At 69.0% G+C, this 15,440-nt stretch carries 15 protein-coding genes; 7 read left to right on the forward strand and 8 right to left on the reverse strand.

Features of this window, described 5'->3' with window-relative positions; all coding sequences use genetic code 11:
• Window positions 1–411: 411 nt before the first annotated feature.
• The 5 genes from ACFQ7C_RS16470 to ACFQ7C_RS16490 form a co-directional block, all read right to left on the reverse strand.
• The gene (locus ACFQ7C_RS16470; RefSeq protein WP_378903564.1) at window positions 412–1,170 is read right to left on the reverse strand and encodes an SDR family oxidoreductase; all 759 of its coding nucleotides are present in this window, start codon (window positions 1,168–1,170) and stop codon (window positions 412–414) included.
• An 84-nt stretch (window positions 1,171–1,254) separates the two neighbouring features.
• Window positions 1,255–1,536: a hypothetical protein gene (locus ACFQ7C_RS16475; RefSeq protein WP_378903567.1), complete on the reverse strand. Its 282-nt coding sequence runs from the start codon at window positions 1,534–1,536 to the stop codon at window positions 1,255–1,257.
• A 128-nt stretch (window positions 1,537–1,664) separates the two neighbouring features.
• A complete protein-coding gene (locus ACFQ7C_RS16480; RefSeq protein ID WP_378903570.1) occupies window positions 1,665–2,570 on the reverse strand; it encodes an RNA polymerase sigma-70 factor in 906 nt (301 codons plus the stop codon).
• A gap of 26 nt (window positions 2,571–2,596) precedes the next feature.
• Entirely contained in the window at window positions 2,597–3,391 is a 795-nt protein-coding gene (locus ACFQ7C_RS16485) for an SDR family oxidoreductase (protein ID WP_378903573.1), read from the reverse strand.
• Between the two features lie 102 nt (window positions 3,392–3,493).
• Complete coding sequence (locus tag ACFQ7C_RS16490) at window positions 3,494–3,901, reverse strand: VOC family protein (protein WP_378903576.1); 408 nt, start codon at window positions 3,899–3,901, stop codon at window positions 3,494–3,496.
• A gap of 146 nt (window positions 3,902–4,047) precedes the next feature.
• Here ACFQ7C_RS16490 and ACFQ7C_RS16495 point away from each other — a divergent pair, with 146 nt between their 5' ends.
• Together ACFQ7C_RS16495 and ACFQ7C_RS16500 are read left to right on the forward strand one after the other, a co-directional pair.
• Window positions 4,048–4,788: an alpha/beta fold hydrolase gene (locus ACFQ7C_RS16495; protein WP_378903579.1), complete on the forward strand. Its 741-nt coding sequence runs from the start codon at window positions 4,048–4,050 to the stop codon at window positions 4,786–4,788.
• A gap of 354 nt (window positions 4,789–5,142) precedes the next feature.
• Complete coding sequence (locus ACFQ7C_RS16500) at window positions 5,143–5,493, forward strand: LysR family transcriptional regulator (RefSeq protein ID WP_378903582.1); 351 nt, start codon at window positions 5,143–5,145, stop codon at window positions 5,491–5,493.
• Window positions 5,494–5,500: 7 nt separating this feature from the next.
• On the opposite strand, the gene ACFQ7C_RS16505 is transcribed toward ACFQ7C_RS16500, so the two are convergent.
• Both ACFQ7C_RS16505 and ACFQ7C_RS16510 read right to left on the reverse strand, forming a co-directional pair.
• Entirely contained in the window at window positions 5,501–7,165 is a 1,665-nt protein-coding gene (locus tag ACFQ7C_RS16505) for an ABC-F family ATP-binding cassette domain-containing protein (protein ID WP_378903585.1), read from the reverse strand.
• Between the two features lie 65 nt (window positions 7,166–7,230).
• Window positions 7,231–7,599 carry a VOC family protein gene (locus ACFQ7C_RS16510; protein ID WP_378903588.1) on the reverse strand — a complete coding sequence of 123 codons (369 nt, stop codon included), beginning with the start codon at window positions 7,597–7,599 and terminating at the stop codon, window positions 7,231–7,233.
• 189 nt (window positions 7,600–7,788) lie between these two features.
• Between ACFQ7C_RS16510 and ACFQ7C_RS16515 the strand changes: the two genes are divergently transcribed.
• On the forward strand, window positions 7,789–9,135 hold the full coding sequence (locus ACFQ7C_RS16515; protein ID WP_378903591.1) for a vanadium-dependent haloperoxidase: 1,347 nt from the start codon (window positions 7,789–7,791) through the stop codon (window positions 9,133–9,135).
• 6 nt (window positions 9,136–9,141) lie between these two features.
• Here ACFQ7C_RS16515 and ACFQ7C_RS16520 read toward each other — a convergent pair whose 3' ends face one another.
• Window positions 9,142–10,356 (reverse strand): ROK family protein, encoded by a 1,215-nt coding sequence (locus ACFQ7C_RS16520; protein WP_378903594.1) that lies wholly within the window; start codon window positions 10,354–10,356, stop codon window positions 9,142–9,144.
• A gap of 85 nt (window positions 10,357–10,441) precedes the next feature.
• Between ACFQ7C_RS16520 and ACFQ7C_RS16525 the strand changes: the two genes are divergently transcribed.
• The 4 genes from ACFQ7C_RS16525 to ACFQ7C_RS16540 all read left to right on the forward strand — a co-directional run bounded on the left by ACFQ7C_RS16525 (window position 10,442) and on the right by ACFQ7C_RS16540 (window position 15,365).
• Window positions 10,442–11,743: an ABC transporter substrate-binding protein gene (locus ACFQ7C_RS16525; protein WP_378903597.1), complete on the forward strand. Its 1,302-nt coding sequence runs from the start codon at window positions 10,442–10,444 to the stop codon at window positions 11,741–11,743.
• An 86-nt stretch (window positions 11,744–11,829) separates the two neighbouring features.
• On the forward strand, window positions 11,830–12,699 hold the full coding sequence (locus tag ACFQ7C_RS16530) for a carbohydrate ABC transporter permease (protein ID WP_378903816.1): 870 nt from the start codon (window positions 11,830–11,832) through the stop codon (window positions 12,697–12,699).
• The gene (locus ACFQ7C_RS16535; RefSeq protein WP_378903600.1) at window positions 12,699–13,616 is read left to right on the forward strand and encodes a carbohydrate ABC transporter permease; all 918 of its coding nucleotides are present in this window, start codon (window positions 12,699–12,701) and stop codon (window positions 13,614–13,616) included. The genes ACFQ7C_RS16530 and ACFQ7C_RS16535 overlap by 1 nt, the downstream gene beginning before the upstream one ends.
• A 57-nt stretch (window positions 13,617–13,673) precedes the next feature.
• Complete coding sequence (locus tag ACFQ7C_RS16540; protein WP_378903603.1) at window positions 13,674–15,365, forward strand: glycoside hydrolase family 13 protein; 1,692 nt, start codon at window positions 13,674–13,676, stop codon at window positions 15,363–15,365.
• Window positions 15,366–15,440 lie beyond the last annotated feature (75 nt).

The raw sequence follows: 15,440 nt of genomic DNA on the forward strand, positions 1-15,440 counted from the left end.
CGCCCCAACCGCTCCACCACCCTCAACGCGTCGACCAGCTCACCGTGCGACAGCCCCCGCTGCGCCCCACCCCCCAGCGCCGCACCGAGCGTCTCACCGAGCAGATCAGCGACGCCCCGGAGATCGGCGAGCGGGAAGTTCATGACCCCATCCTGTCGACGGCCTCCGACATCCACACCCTCCCAAAACCCCAGGTCAACCCTTATTCTGTGGATAACCTCGAACCCTCAGGATGCACGGCCACCTGGGGAGGAGAGCCTGAAACGCGCCGTGTGGGAGACCGCGTCAGTGCGGCGACGCCGGCAGCGCCCCGATGGCCTTGCCGCTTCGCGATCCCCACCGCGGGCGCGAACCCCGGACCAGCGACGAAGGCCCGGGCGCACGAACGCACCCAGGCCTTCGCCATGTCGGTCAGCCGCGCGGCGGGTTCGCCGGCAGCCACTCCTCCAGCGTCGTCTCGAACACCTGTGCACCACCCACCGGCATGAGCGTGCGTTCCTCCATGCGCGCGCCGAAGTACGGCGCCTCGGGGTCGGTCACGACCTCACGGGCGTCCCCGCGGAAGGTGAGGCCGCGCCGCACCATCTCGTCCAGCCCCATGACTTCGGGGCCCGCGATCTCGATGTCCGCGTTCAGCGGCTCCCCTGCGGCCGTTCGCGCCACGGCGGTCGCGACGTCCTCTGCGGCGATCGGCTGCACGAGGTTGCCCGGCAGGTGGATCGCGTCGCCGTTCCCGGACACCCCCGCGATACCGCTGATGAATTCGAAGAACTGCGTCGCGTGCAGGATCGAGTACGGGAGGCCGGAGTCGCGGATCAGCTCCTCCTGCGCGGTCTTGGCAGCGAAGTACGAGATCGCGTTCGGGCGGTTCGTGCCCACCACGGTCAGCGCGACGTAGTGCCCGACGCCCGCTTCACGCGCACCGGCGATCAGGTTCCGCGTGGACGTCGTGAAGAACTCCATCACATCCGCCGGAGCGAATGACGGCGAGTTCGACACGTCGACCACGACGTCCGCGCCCTGCAGCACCTCAGCGAGCCCCTCACCGGTGATGGTGTTGACGCCCGAGTTCGGGGAGGCCGCAACGGCCTCGTGTCCGTGCTCGGTGAGCTTCGCGACGACCTTCGAGCCGATGAGCCCGGAGCCGCCGATGACGACGATCTTTGCCATGATGTGCCTTTCGTTCAGGGAGCGCGTGGGGCGGCGCTCACCAGCTATGACCGAACGACCCCCAGATCTGTGACACGCGCGGGCTCAGCAGTTCCACTGCGTCAGCTTCGCCGGATTCATGACGAGCCATGCCTCCAGAATCACGCGACGACGGACACGGATGCTGAGCACTCCGGTGACCCGTCCCTCCCGGCACACGACGATCCCCGGAACGCCGTTCACCGACTCCACACGGAGCGACGCTGCCGCGTCGAGCAGCACCGCGGTCATGTACTCGCCGACCTCCGACGCCCCCTCGACGGCGCCGACCGGCGCCGCCACGACTCCGCCGCCGTCGACCGTGAGGACGACGCCGGGGTGCAGCATCCGTTCCAGTGCACGTGAGTCCCGCGCCTCCGCGGTTGCGACGAGCGCGCGCACGACGCGCTCGTGCTGCGCGGCGCTCGATGTCGAGCTCCGCGCAGAGCGGTGCAACCACGCGCCTGGCCGCCTGGTCACGCCCCGACCCGGGCGACGTGCCCGAGCTTGTCGGGGCTCATGACCCAGAGGAGGCGACGGATGCCGTCTTCCGCCGCCGTGATCGTGACGAGCGTCGTGACCTCCCCGCCCTCGGAGAGGGTGGCAGCGGGCCGGCCGTTGACCTCGACCCAGTCGATCTCCTTGCCGATCCAGAAATGGCCCGAGAACGCGGCCACGAACTTGGCGACCCGACTTCGGCCGGCCACGGGGATGCGCGCGGCGAGCTTGACCCCGTTGCCGTCGGTGTAGCTGACGACGTCCTCTGCGAAGAGCCGCTCGAGATCGTTCACGTCGCCCTTCTGCGCCGCGACGAGGAATGCCTCGAGGAGGCGGCGCTGCTCGGCGGCCGCCACCTCCGCTCTGCGCGCCGACTCCAGGTGCCTGCGAGCACGGCTGACGAGCTGGCGGGCGCCCGCGACGCTGGCGCCGACGATGCCGGCGATCCGCTCATACGGGTAGTCGAGCGCTTCGCGCAGGATGTACGCGGCGCGCTCGGTCGGCGTGAGCTTCTCGAGCATGAGCAGGATCGCGTACTGCAGGGCCTCGCCGCGCTCGGCGCCGAGGGCGGGGTCGGCGTCGGTGTTGACCGGCTCGGGCAGCCACGGTCCGATGTAGGTCTCGCGCCGCGCGTGCGCCGACTGCGTGGCGTTGATCGACAGCCTCGTCGCGACCGTCGCGAGGAATGCGCCGGGCTCCCGAATGTCGGCGCGGTCGGCATTCTGCCAGCGGATCCAGGTCTCCTGCACGATGTCCTCGGCATCGGTCACGGTGCCGAGCATGCGATACGCGATCCCGAAGATGCGACGCCGGTGCTCGTCGAAGACGGCGACCGCAAGCGCGATGTCGTCAGGATCGTGCACGCGTTCCGTGCCCTCGTCCATTGCCGCCGCCTCTTCCCTCGCCGCGCTCAGCGTACGCCCACGACGGACGGCAGCAGTGCGTCGTCGCCCTCACGGGGCATGATCTGCCAGTCGTGGAACCGTGTCGGCGCGATGATCGCGCCGGCACCCGGCAGCAGCTCGAACCGGTCGAGCTGCGCGCCGAAGTAGGTCGCGAGCGGGTCGGCGACGACCTCGCGCTCGTCGCGACGGAAGCGGAGCTCGCGCTGAGCGAGGTAGCCGAGCTCGAACACTTCGGGTCCTGCGTGCTCCGTGATCCCGCCGGTGGGTCGCGCCAGGGCGGCTCGGGCGACCGCGGCGGCCACGTCGTCGGCCGCCATAGGCTGGATGAGGGCATCCGCGACGTGTGCGACGCCGCTGCGGGTCGCGGCATCCGTGATGCTCCGGATGAATTCGAAGAACTGCGTGGCGTGCACGATCGAGTACGGACGGCCGGATGCCGTCAGCAGGCGTTCCTGCTCGGCTTTGGCCTGGAAGTAGCCGCCCTCGGAGCGGGCCAGCCGGTCGGTGCCGACGACGGACAGCACGACATGGTGCCCGACCCCGGCGGCGGCGGCATAGGTGAGGAGGTTCAGCGTCGATCCGTAGAAGAACTCGCGGGCGCCGGCCTCGTCGATGTACGAAGAGTTCGAGACGTCGACGATGGTCTCGACTCCTTCCAGTGCCGGCTCGAGCCCTTCGCCGGTGAAGGAGTTCACGCCGACCGCGCGAGCGACGACGACGACGTCGTGCCCGGTGGCCTCGAGCGAAGTGACGACTCTCGAGCCGATCAGACCCGTTCCCCCGATGACTGCGATCCTCATGTCGAACCCTCTCCGCTTCGTCGCGCGCGGGAACGCGCACGTTTCCAGCTGAGACCGGATCGACCGGCGATCTGTGACAGGTCGGCCGAAACTCGGTGAGAACTAGTCCGACACCGGCTTCGGAGGATTGTGCATGAACTCGATGCGGATGCCGTTGTCGTCCTCGACGAAGGACGCGTAGTAGCGCTCGTTGAACCGCGTGTACGGCTTGGGCTCGCGCACCGCGGTCCACCCCGCGGCGAGCGCGATGGCGTGGAGCCGGTCGACCTCGTCGCGGGAATCCATCGTGAACGCGAGATGCTGCCAGCCGACGGTGCCGTGCCGGTGCGGCCCGGTTCCCGCCTCCCGCGCGGGGAAGAGGATCAGCTCCGTCTCGTCGTCGACGTACCACGCCACCCCGGTGTCACCGTCGGTGCGCTCCATCCCGAGCGCGGTGAGCACGGGGTCGAACTGTGCGACCGCCCGGGGCAGGTCCTCGACGGTGATGCCGAGGTGATCGAGGAGAGGCATCCGGCAAGTCTCCCGGATCGCACGTCGGCCGGCCCTCTGACGCGCCGCCGCAGCTCACCGGCTGAATCATCACGTGTCACAACTCCGGCGCCCACCCGGTCCTAGCTCACAGCACGGCAAGACCCACCCATCGAAAGGAACTCGCCATGACCGCTCCCCAGCCCACCGTCGTCCTCGTCCACGGCGCCTTCGCCGAGTCGTCCTCGTGGAACGGAGTCATCGCCCAGCTGCAGCAGCACGGCGTGCGCGCCGTCGCGGTGGCGAACCCGCTGCGGAGCCTCGCCGGCGATGCCGCGTACGTCCGCGACGTGCTCGGATCGATCGAGGGTCCCGTCGTCCTCGTCGGCCACTCCTACGGGGGACTCGTGATCACCGAGGCCGCCGCCGGCAACGACGCGGTCGTGGGCCTCGTCTACGTCGCCGCGTTCGTTCCCGAGACCGGACAGAGCGCGTTCGAACTGTCGAACAGCGCCCCGGGCGGAACCCTCGGCGAGGCGCTCGCGGCCTACCCGGTGTCGACCGGGGGCGACGAGTTCGCGATCCGGCCCGAGCTGTTCCACCACCAGTTCGCCGCTGACGTCTCCCCCGAGGTCGCGGCGCTCATGGCCGCCACACAGCGCCCGGTCACCCAGGCCGCGCTCTCCGAGGGCCTGTCGACCGCCCGCCCGGCCTGGCGCGACATCCCCTCGTGGCACGTCTTCGGTGACCAGGACCTCAACATCCCGGTCGCCGTGCACCGCGCCGGCGCCGAGCGTGCCGGTTCGCGCGGCACCCACGAGGTCGCCGGCGCCTCGCACGCGATCCCCGTGTCGCAGCCCGCAGCGGTGGCGGCGACCATCGCCGAAGCCGGGAAGGCCTACGTGGCAGCGCAGGAAGTCGCTGCGTGACAGACCGGCGGCGCCCCGGACGATGGCCCGCTCCCCGGGGCGCCGCCTCCCACCGAAGGACTGCCCATGCCCTCCCACTTCACCACCCGCTTCACACCGTCGCCGCCGGCGCGTCGGCGGGCTGGTGTCGGTGAACGGATACCCTGATCCAGGACACCGCGGCAGCCGGCATCCTTCATCGACAGATTCCGAATGCCGGTGACACCTGCCCGCCGAAGCGCCGCACGCGTTCGCGGAAGCCGTCTCCGACGTTGCAGATCCGCCCGGCGACGGCGCGGGTACTCCTTAGCCTCCCTCACGCCGTTCGGTCGTGTGGGGCAGAATTGAGTCGTTCCAGGCGAGGGAAGGCTGTCCGTGAACATCACTCAGCTCGAGCGGTTCGTGGCCGTCGTCGATCACGGACTGCATGTTCCGCGCGCGGCCGATGCGCTCGGCGTCCCGCTGGCATCGCTCTCCTCGACGATCGACAAGCTCGAGACCGAGGTCGGGCATCCGCTCTTCACCCGCAGCAAGCCGAGCTGGTCGCTGACTCCGGCCGGCGTGCTGCTGCTCGATGAGGCCAGGACGCGGATCGCCGAGGCCCCGGCACCCACCCCGAAGCCGAAGGCTCCCGCAGGCGGCAAGGCGAAGGCGTCCAAAGGCAAGGGCCGCGCGCCCATCGTGAAAGGCCAGCCCAAGCCGTACAAGAAGCGTCAGGGGCGCTGACGGGCGACTACAGCTCGGTGATGCGCCCCGCGTCGACGCGCCAGTGGCGGTCGAGCTGCACGGCGTCCAGCATCCGCCGGTCGTGGGTCACCAGCAGCAGAGTCCCGCGATAGGAATCGAGGGCTTGTTCGAGCTGTTCGATCGCGGGCAGATCGAGGTGGTTGGTGGGCTCGTCGAGCACGAGCACGTTGACTCCGCGGGCCTGCAGGAGCGCCAGGGCGGCCCTCGTGCGCTCGCCCGGCGAGAGCTCGTCGACCGGTCGACTCACATGGTCCGCCTTCAGCCCGAACTTGGCGAGGAGGGTTCGCACCTCGCCGGACTCCATCTCGGGGACGAGCTCGCCGAACGCGCCGGCGAGCGGCTGGGACCCCACCAGCAGTGACCGGGCCTGGTCGATCTCGCCGATCTCGACGTTCGCCCCGACGCTCGCCGTCCCCGCGTCGGGTGCCTGCCTGCCGAGCAGCGCCCGCAGGAGCGTGGATTTGCCGGCGCCGTTGTGTCCGGTGATGCCGATCCGCTCCCCCGCGTTCACCTGCAGCGACACGGGTCCGAGCGTGAAGGAGCCCTGCTCGAACACAGCGGAGCTCAAGGTCGAGACAACGGTGCTCGACCGAGGCGCTGCGCCGATCGTGAACTCGAGCTGCCACTCCTTCCGCGGCTCCTCGACCTCCTCCAGCCGCGCGATGCGGCTCTCCATCTGCCTGACCTTCTGCGCCTGCTTCTCGCTCGACTCGGTGTTGGCTCTGCGCCGGATCTTGTCGTTGTCGGGCGACTTCTTCATCGCGTTGCGCACACCCTGGCTCGACCATTCCCGCTGCGTGCGCGCCCGCGCCACGAGGTCGGCCTTTTTCTCCGCGAACTCGTCGTACCTCTCCCGCGCATGGCGGCGAAGCGTCGCGCGCTCGTCGAGGTAGGCGTCGTAGCCCCCGCCGTAGACACGGTTCGAATGCTGCGCGAGGTCGAGTTCGAGCACCCTGGTCACGCACCGCGCGAGGAACTCGCGATCGTGGCTGACCAGCACGACACCGCCACGGATGCCGCGCACGAAGGCTTCGAGCCGCTCGAGGCCGTCGAGATCGAGGTCGTTGGTGGGCTCGTCGAGCAGCACGATGTCGAACCGCGAGAGCAGGAGGGCCGCCAGCCCGACGCGGGCGGCCTGGCCACCGGACAGCGCGGTCATCCTGGCCTCTTCGGCAGGCACGCCGCCCAGGTCGAGCCCCAGGTCCGCGAGCACGGCGGGCATCCGCTCCTCGAGGTCGGCGGCCCCGCTCGCCAGCCAGCGCTCGAGAGCGGTCGAGTACGCTTCGGCCGGATCGACGCCGAGAGGTGCGAGCGCCGGATCGCCGAGTGCGGCGGCTGCGGCATCCATGTCCGCAGTCGCCCGCGCGCATCCCGTTCGACGCGCGATGTACCCGGCGACCGACTCACCCTCCACCCGTTCGTGCTCCTGGGGCAGCCAGCCGACGAACGCATCGGCCGGCGAGAGCGAGACCGTGCCCGCTTGCGGCTCGCCGATCCCGGCGAGCAGGCGCAGCAGCGTCGACTTGCCGGCGCCGTTGGCACCGACGACGCCGACGACATCGCCCGGAGCGACAGTCAGATCGAGCGCGTCGAACAACGTGCGGTGGCCGTATCCGCCGGCCACGCCGCGCGCCACGAGTGTTGCGGTCATCAGACCATCCTCTCAGCGCCCGCACGCGGGGGCCGACCGGTGTGAGGCGGTGCCGCCCTGCCGGCTCACGCCGGGGAGTTGAGACCGATCCTGTTGCCCTCGCTGTCCTCGATGTAGGCGTAGACGCCGCGGCCGCCGGTGATCTCGGTCTTCGGCACGAGGATGCGCCCACCGGCCGGCTCGACCCGCGCCAGCCACACCTCGATCGAGGGACTCGCGTCGAAGTAGACGCGCGATCCGAAGTGCGAGGGCTCGTCTTCCGGTGCGGCGAACAGGCACCCCGCAGCACCCCCGTCCGCCGCGGCGAAGATCGCGGTCTCCTTGCCCGGCCCGACCGGAAGCCGGATGAGCTGCTCTGCTGTGAGCGCCTCGTAGAACGCGATCGCTCGCGTCATGTCTGCAACGGGGATGTCGAACCACACGACTCCGGACATCGACTCGTCCTCCTTCTGGCCTCAGGCCGTCAGGACGATCATGCCGCCGGATCAGGACAGATGCTGTCCGCAACGTTCCTCGCCGGTTCTCCCTAAGGGCTATCCCCAATCGACGGCGGCGCGATGCGGTGGGACAGTGAGGCAGGCTACCCGAGCCTTCACCTCAGCTCCCCACTTGTGAGGTTGGTCATGAACACTCGTCGAACCCTCGCCATCGTTGCGGCCGCGCTCATCGCGTCGGTCTCGCTCGGAGCCGCCGGTGCCTCAGCCGCACCGCCGACGGAGACGGACGCGACGTCCGTCGTCCATTGGAACGAGGTGGCGGCGAACACACTCGTCGCCATACCCGGGCCGAACGGCGGGGCACCGCCCGCGTACCAGATCAACATGGGCATCACGCAGGGTGCCGTCTACGACGCGGTCAACGCGATCGGGCCGAAGAAGTACGAGCCCTACCTGCTGAAGCAGCGGTTCGGAACGAAGGCTTCGGTGGATGCCGCTGTCGCCACGGCCGCCTACGAGGTGCTGACGGCACTCGTGTCCACCGCGCCGGAGATCGCCGCATTCCCGGCCAGGACGACTCTGCTCGCGTCGCTGTCGACGCAGTACATGACGTCGCTCGATGCGATCGCCGACGACTCGTTCAAGAGGCAGGGCATCGCCGCCGGCCACGCCGCCGCTGAGGCGATGCTGCAGGCCCGCGCGGACGATGGACGCTTCGGTCCGTCGCAATGGGTCCGCGACCCCCGCCCAGGACACTGGTCGCCGCTGCTCAACGCGGCGGGTCAGGAGATCCTGGACCCGACTCCGTGGGTGGGCGGCGTCGAGCCGTTCCTGGTCGAGAGCGCTGCACAGTTCCGCTCGGCACCACCGCTGGCGCTCGACAGCCCCGAATATGCGGCCGAGTACAACCAGGTGCTGAGCCTCGGCCGAGCCACGGGATCCACCCGGACGCCGGAGCAGACGTATATCGCCAAGTGGTGGCAGTGGCCGCCGATCCTCGCCTGGAACGACGTCGCCCGGCAGCTCATCACGCAGAACGACCTCAGCGGGGCTGACGCCGCGCGGCTGCTCGCGCTGCAGAACCTGAGCGGAGCGGACGCGGCGATCACCTGCTGGAGCGACAAGTACTACTACGACTTCTGGCGCCCGTGGAACGCGATCCTGCGCGCCGGCGAGGACGGCAACGAAGCGACAGCGGCCGACGCGGGATGGGTCGCGCTGATCACGGCGCCGTACCCGGACCACCCATCTGGGCACAACTGCCTCGATGGCGCCCACGCCGCGGTTCTGCGGATGTTCTTCGGCGACGTCGTTCCGGGCGGCTTCCATATGACGAGCACGTCCGGTCTGCTCGCGGCGGGCGAACCGAGGGAGCGTACGTTCCAGACGTTCTCGCAGCCGTTGTCGGAGCTGATCGACGCCCGCATCTGGGCCGGCCTGCACTTCCGGCACCCGGATGTCGAGGGGCAGAGGCTCGGCGTCAACGTGGCTCAGTACGGGGCCGCCCACTACTTCCAGCCGGTGGGCCGCTGACGGGACTCATCGCGAGCCGGCGAACCCCGGCAGATCCAGCACTCCCCCGCGGGCCGCCTCCACGGCGGCCCGTACGGCCCCGACCGACACGATGTCGGCACCCAGCTCGGAGGCGACGATCTCGGGTACCGGCAGGTCCAGCTCCCGCGGCAGCGCGTCGACGGCCGCGGCGATGAGCGGCGCAGCGCCGGCGGCGACGGCCCCCGACACGACGATGCGGCGGGAGTCGAAAAGACTGCCGAGCACACCGGCGATGACCGCCAGCGTCTCCCCCACCTCCCGCGCGATGCCGAGCGCGCCCGCGTCACCCTCCGAGGCGAGCGTCAGCACCGCCTTCCCATCGATCTCGGCGGCATCGAGCCGGCGCAGTGCACTCGATGCCGGGAGGGATCCCTTCGCCAGCGAACGGCGCGCGAGTTCAGCCGCCCGGTAGCCGAGTCCCCACGCGCCCTCCACGCCCCTGACGTGATCGAACGCGACCATCTCGGCGGCCCCGCCATGCGCCCCACTCAGCGGCCTTCCGTCGACCCAGACTCCCGCGCCGAGACGCTCTCCGGCGAGCAAGGTCACGAAGTCGTCGCACCCGATCGCCGCGCCCACGGTACGCTCTGCCACCGCCGCGAGCGACGCGTCGTTCTCGATCTGGACGATCGGCGCCCATTCGCCGAACAGGTCGCCGAACGAGGGGTTCATGCGACGCCAGAAGCCGTCGCGGTGCGGGGGCGACGAGCCGTTGCGGTCCACCGGCGCCGGAACCCCGACGCACAGCGCAGTGACGTCGGCGCGCGTGAGTCCGGCCGCTCGCAGCGCATCATCGACCACGCGTGCGGCGTCGCGACGCCGGTCTTCGGGGGAATCCTGCGACGCGTCCACCGCGAGATGTCCCACCGCCCGAGTCTCGCCATGCAGATCCGCGACCGTCGCGGTGAGGTGCCCGCGTCCGGCGTCCACCCCGATCACGCATCCGGTGTCGGCGCGAAAGGAGAAGCGCCGCGCCGGCCGGCCCTTCTGGTACTCCCCCGCGGCTCGAGCATTCGGCAGTTCTGCCAGCAGCCCCCGTTCCACGAGCTCGTCGACCACATCGATGGCCGTCGACCGAGTGAGTCCGACGTTCTCGATCACGTCCGACGCGGTGAAGGCGTCGGCGTCCCAGGCGAACTGCAGCACCGCGTCGAGGCTCGCTCGGCGCAGGGCTGTCGCAGTGAGAAGCGGTTGTGACATCAAGCCCCTTGCCTGTTTCTGGTTCCTCCTGCATTATGGTCGACAACAAGTTGATTTGGGTTGTAAATCTACTATCCGAAGCAACGTGTCCCCACAACCCACGGAGAAGGACAACGTCGTGCCTGCAGCATCCGTCACCGTCCGCCGCGCGAGCGCAGCGGCCGCCGCCCTCGCGATCGCCGGAAGCGCGCTGGTCGCGTGCGCCGGCGCTTCCTCCGGGCCCGCCGAGGTGAGATTCCACCTCAGCAAACCAGAGGCCATCCCCTATTTCCGAGATCTCATCGACGAGTACAACGCCGCCCAGGACGAGGTCGAGGTCGTCTTCGACACCTCGTCGAACCTGCAGGCCGGCTTCCTGCGCGGAAACCCGCCCGACCTCGGACTTCTCAACTACAACATGGAGATGGCGCGCTTCATGGAGCGCGGGGCCCTCAGCGACCTGAGCGACATGCCCGAGGCCGACCGCATCCTCCCCGAGGTGCAGGATCTCGTCGACCAGTACGCCACCTACCCCGGACGCACCAGCGTGCTGCCGTACTCGGTGATGGCGGCATCCGTCATCTACAACAAGCAGATCTTCGAGGATCAGGGTGTCGAGGTGCCCACCACGTGGGACGAGCTCATCGAGGTCTGCGAGACGCTCAAGGCCGCGGGCATCACCCCGTTCTACGCCACTTTCAAGGACCCGTGGACGGTCGGCCAGGGCTGGTTCGACTACTCGGTCGGCGGCGAGGTCGACGTGGCGTCGTTCTACGAGGAGATGAACGCCCTCGGCACCGAGGTCGGCCCCGATTCCGAGGTGTCGTTCCAGAAGACGATGTCCGACCCGGTCGACCAGATGGTCGAGCTGACGAGCAATTACACGAACGAGGATGCTGCGAGCCGGGGCTACGGCGACGGCAACCTCGCCTTCGCCCAAGAAGAAGGGGCGATGTACCTGCAGGGGCCGTGGGCGTTCGGCGAGATCGACAAGACGAACCCCGACCTCGACCTCGGCACGTTCCCGCTGCCGATGACCGACGACCCCGACGACAACAAGGTGCGGGTCAACATCGACCTCGCGGCGTGGATCCCCGAGGCGTCCGACCAGAAGGAGGGGGCGCGCGACTTCTTGAGCTACCTCTTCCAGAAGGACGTGATGGACGAGTACAACGCCGCGTTCCTGGGCTACGGCACCACGACCGACTCGGCTCCCGTGACCGACGAGCGCATTCTCGGCATGAAGGAGTACTACGACGAGGCGAAGTTCTACCAGGGCGCCTCGAAGGCGATCCCGCTCACCATCCCCACCGACAACTACATGCAGGGCATCGTCACCGGCGAGGACCCCGAGCGCACGCTCGCGAGACTCGATGCCGACTGGGCCCGGCTGGCGCTGCGCCAATAGCGCGACACGAAGGGAACGCACTTATGGCAACCACCACGGCCACCGTCACGGTGCCGAGATCGGGCCGGCGCGCCGGTGCGGCGACGATGCCGCGCACGCGCCGGAAGGTGGAGGGGGTCTACTACCTCTTCCTCCTGCCCGCGCTGATCCTGTTCACGCTGGCGATCACGATCCCCGCGATCATCGGCATCTTCTTCAGCTTCACCAACTCCATCGGCTTCGGCGACTGGGAGTTCGTCGGGCTGATCAACTACATCGCCGTCTTCACCGACCCGGCGATCCTGCAGAGCTACCTGTTCACGTTCTGGCTGGCCTTCGTCGTGGTGATCGTGGTGAACATCCTCGCGTTCCTGCTGGCGGTGGGGCTCGTATCCCGGGTGCGCCTGAAGACGGGACTGCGAACCATCTTCGTCATCCCCATGGTGATCTCGGGCATCATCATCGCCTACGTCTTCAACTTCCTGTTCTCCAACTCCGTGCCCGCGCTGGGGCAGCTGTGGGGCATCGACTGGATGAGCGAGAGCATCCTTGCCAACCCCGACTTGGCGTGGGTCGCGATCGCGATGGTCACCGCGTGGCAGGCGATCCCCGGAACCCTCCTCATCTACATCGCCGGACTCCTGTCGATCCCCGGCGAGGTCTATGAGGCGGCCGACATCGACGGCGCCGGCAAGCTGCAGCAGCTGTTCCGCATCACGCTGCCGCTCGTCGCGGGCTACGTCGTGATCAACGTGATCATCGGCTTCAAGGACTACCTCAACGCCTACGACATCATCGTCGGCCTCACGAACGGGGGGCCCGGAACGGCGACGCGCAGCATCGCCATGACGATCTTCACCGGCTTCTCCGGCGGCGACTACGCGTACCAGATGGCGAACGCGACGATCTTCTTCGTCATCCTGATCGCGCTCGCCCTGCTCCAACTCCGTTTCACTCGCGGAAGGAACGTGTTCTGATGACCACGCAGCCCGCCCTCGCCATCGAAGACATGACCGCCGAGCGCGTGCTCGCCGGTGATACCGCCGGCAAGCCCACCCGTTCGCGCTTCGCGATGGAGCGCGTCAACTGGCCCGGCACGATCGTGCTCGCCCTCTGCGCGCTCACCGTGCTGGTACCGCTGTACGTCACCGTCACGATGGCGTTCAAGACGCAGTCGCAGGCCGTGGACGGCAACGCCTTCACCTGGCCGACGCCGTGGAGCATCGAGGGATTCACCGCGGCGTGGGAACTGACCAACTTCCCGCGGGCGTTCACGGTCTCGCTGCTGATCACCGTGTTCACCGTGGCCGGCACCATCGTGCTGGCGGCGCTCGCAGCCTTCGCCATCTCCCGCAACTGGGACCACAAGCTCTTCCGCTACTCGTTCTACTACCTGCTCGCGGCGCTGTTCCTGCCGTTCCCGGTGGTGGCGCTGCCGCAGATCCAGCTGACCGGCTTGACGGGACTCGACAATCCGGCCGGCGTGATCATCCTGAAGATCATGTTCGGGCTGAGCTTCAGCATCCTGCTGTTCACCGCCTTCCTGCGGTCGATTCCGCATGAGCTCGAGGAGAGCGCACGGATCGACGGCGCGAGCACCAACCAGACGTTCTGGCGGCTCATCTTCCCGCTCCTCGCACCGATGAGCGCCACTGTCGGCATCTTCGCCTTCCTGGCATCGTGGAACGACTTCATGATGCCGTCCCTCATCATCTCCGACCCGGCGCTGCAGACGCTGCCGGTGGTGCAGAACATCTTCCAGACGCAGTTCAGCAACAACTACAACGTGTCGTTCGCCTCGTACCTGATGGCGATGGCGCCCGCGATCGTCGTCTACCTCTTCACCCAGCGATGGGTCGTGGAAGGCGTCACCCAGGGAGCCGTGAAGGGCTGAGGCCGCGGCATCCCATTCCTCCCCCGCAACAACCACCTCGAAAGGAAACGCGTCCCCGTGACGACTGTGCACTCCGCACCCCTGACCTCCCAGCTCAACGACCTCGAATCGCCCGCCTGGTGGCGGCAGGCGGTGGTGTACCAGGTGTATCCGCGGAGCTTCGCCGATGCCGACGGCGACGGCATCGGCGACATCAAGGGCATCACCTCGCGCGTGCCGTACCTGAAGGAGCTCGGTGTCGACGCGGTCTGGCTGAGCCCGTTCTACCCGTCGGCGCTCGCCGACGGCGGCTATGACGTCGCCGACTACCGCGACGTCGACCCGCGCCTCGGCACACTCGACGACTTCGACGAGCTGCTGACGGCGCTGCATGCCGCAGGGATCAAGGTCGTCGTCGACATCGTGCCGAACCACACGTCGGATCAGCACGCGTGGTTCCAAGAAGCGCTCGCCGCCGGCCGCGGATCGGCTGCTCGCGCGCGGTACATCTTCCGCGACGGATCGGGACCGGACGGGTCCGAGCCGCCGGCCGACTGGGTGTCGGTGTTCGGCGGATCGGCGTGGGAGCGCGTCGCCGACGGGCAGTGGTACTTCCACAACTTCGCGGTGGAGCAGCCCGACCTCGACTGGTCGAACCCCGAGGTGCGCGCCGACTTCGTGAAGACGCTGCGCTTCTGGTCGGACCGCGGCGTGGACGGCTTCCGGATCGACGTCGCGCACATGCTCACGAAGGACTTCGTCGACCCGCTCCCCTCACAGGCCGAGCTCGACACGATGCCCCGTGACGGCAACCACCCGATGATCGATCGCGACGACGTGCACGAGGTGTACGCGGAGTGGCGCGAGGTGTTCGACTCGTACGACCCGCCGCGCACCGCGGTCGCCGAGGCGTGGGTCGAGCCGTCGCGCATCCCGCTCTACGCGCGCGCCGAGAGCCTGGGACAGGCGTTCAACTTCGATCTGCTCGAGGCGGACTTCGACGCCGCCCAGTTCCGCCGCATCGTCGGCGCGAACCTCGCGCTCGCCGAGAAGTCGGGCTCGTCGACGACCTGGGTGCTGTCGAACCACGACGTGGTGCGCCACGCCACGCGCTATGGGCTTCCCGACGCCGAGCGCGACGAGAAGGGACGGCCGACGCGCAAGCACGGCAACGAGTGGCTGCTGTCGGGAGGAACCTCGCCGTCGCTCGACCGCGAGCGCGGTCTGCGCCGCGCACGGGCCGCTTCGCTGTTCGTGCTGGGTCTGCCCGGTTCGGCGTACGTGTATCAGGGCGAGGAGCTCGGCCTGCACGAAGTGGCCTCGATCCCCGACGCCGACCGCCAGGACCCGACGTTCTTCCGCAGCCCCGGTGAGGACATCGGTCGAGACGGATGCCGCGTCCCCCTGCCGTGGTCGGCCTCGGGCACGTCGTTCGGCTTCGGCGATGGCGGCGCGCACCTGCCGCAGCCGTCGTGGTTCGCGGATTTCGCGGTGTCGGTCGAGGACGGGGATCCGGCCTCGACGCTGGCGCTGTACCGTCAGGCGCTGGCGCTGCGCCGGCTCCTTCAGACGGGCGAGACGCTCGAGTGGATCGAGACCGGACGTGACGACGTCCTGGGATTCCGCCGCCCGAACGGGTGGACGGTGTTCACCAACTTCGGCGAGGCTCCGTTCGAGCTGCCCGACGGCGGCGCGACGTCGCTCTCGAGCCATCACTTCGAGGGGCGCGAGCTTCCCGGCGAGACCACCGTCTGGATCTCGGGGGCCTGATCGCGGCGCCTGCAGCGCAGGACAGCATCCGGGCGACCGCCGTCACCGCGTGACCCACGTGGTACCGCGCTCGCC

This window comes from Microbacterium sp. NPDC056569, from assembly GCF_042793475.1.
Classification (GTDB): Bacteria; Actinomycetota; Actinomycetes; order Actinomycetales; family Microbacteriaceae; genus Microbacterium.

Excerpts from the sequence above, each read along its gene's own strand:
- ACFQ7C_RS16495 (WP_378903579.1), top strand. The coding sequence starts at position 4,048 with ATGACCGCTCCCCAGCCCACCGTCGTCCTCGTCCACGGCGCCTTCGCC.
- ACFQ7C_RS16520 (WP_378903594.1), bottom strand. The coding sequence starts at position 10,356 with ATGTCACAACCGCTTCTCACTGCGACAGCCCTGCGCCGAGCGAGCCTC.
- ACFQ7C_RS16475 (WP_378903567.1), bottom strand. The coding sequence starts at position 1,536 with ATGCTGCACCCCGGCGTCGTCCTCACGGTCGACGGCGGCGGAGTCGTG.
- ACFQ7C_RS16490 (WP_378903576.1), bottom strand. The coding sequence starts at position 3,901 with ATGCCTCTCCTCGATCACCTCGGCATCACCGTCGAGGACCTGCCCCGG.
- ACFQ7C_RS16470 (WP_378903564.1), bottom strand. The coding sequence starts at position 1,170 with ATGGCAAAGATCGTCGTCATCGGCGGCTCCGGGCTCATCGGCTCGAAG.
- ACFQ7C_RS16515 (WP_378903591.1), top strand. The coding sequence starts at position 7,789 with ATGAACACTCGTCGAACCCTCGCCATCGTTGCGGCCGCGCTCATCGCG.
- ACFQ7C_RS16505 (WP_378903585.1), bottom strand. The coding sequence starts at position 7,165 with ATGACCGCAACACTCGTGGCGCGCGGCGTGGCCGGCGGATACGGCCAC.
- ACFQ7C_RS16535 (WP_378903600.1), top strand. The coding sequence starts at position 12,699 with ATGACCACGCAGCCCGCCCTCGCCATCGAAGACATGACCGCCGAGCGC.
- ACFQ7C_RS16480 (WP_378903570.1), bottom strand. The coding sequence starts at position 2,570 with ATGGACGAGGGCACGGAACGCGTGCACGATCCTGACGACATCGCGCTT.
- ACFQ7C_RS16530 (WP_378903816.1), top strand. The coding sequence starts at position 11,830 with ATGCCGCGCACGCGCCGGAAGGTGGAGGGGGTCTACTACCTCTTCCTC.
- ACFQ7C_RS16485 (WP_378903573.1), bottom strand. The coding sequence starts at position 3,391 with ATGAGGATCGCAGTCATCGGGGGAACGGGTCTGATCGGCTCGAGAGTC.
- ACFQ7C_RS16510 (WP_378903588.1), bottom strand. The coding sequence starts at position 7,599 with ATGTCCGGAGTCGTGTGGTTCGACATCCCCGTTGCAGACATGACGCGA.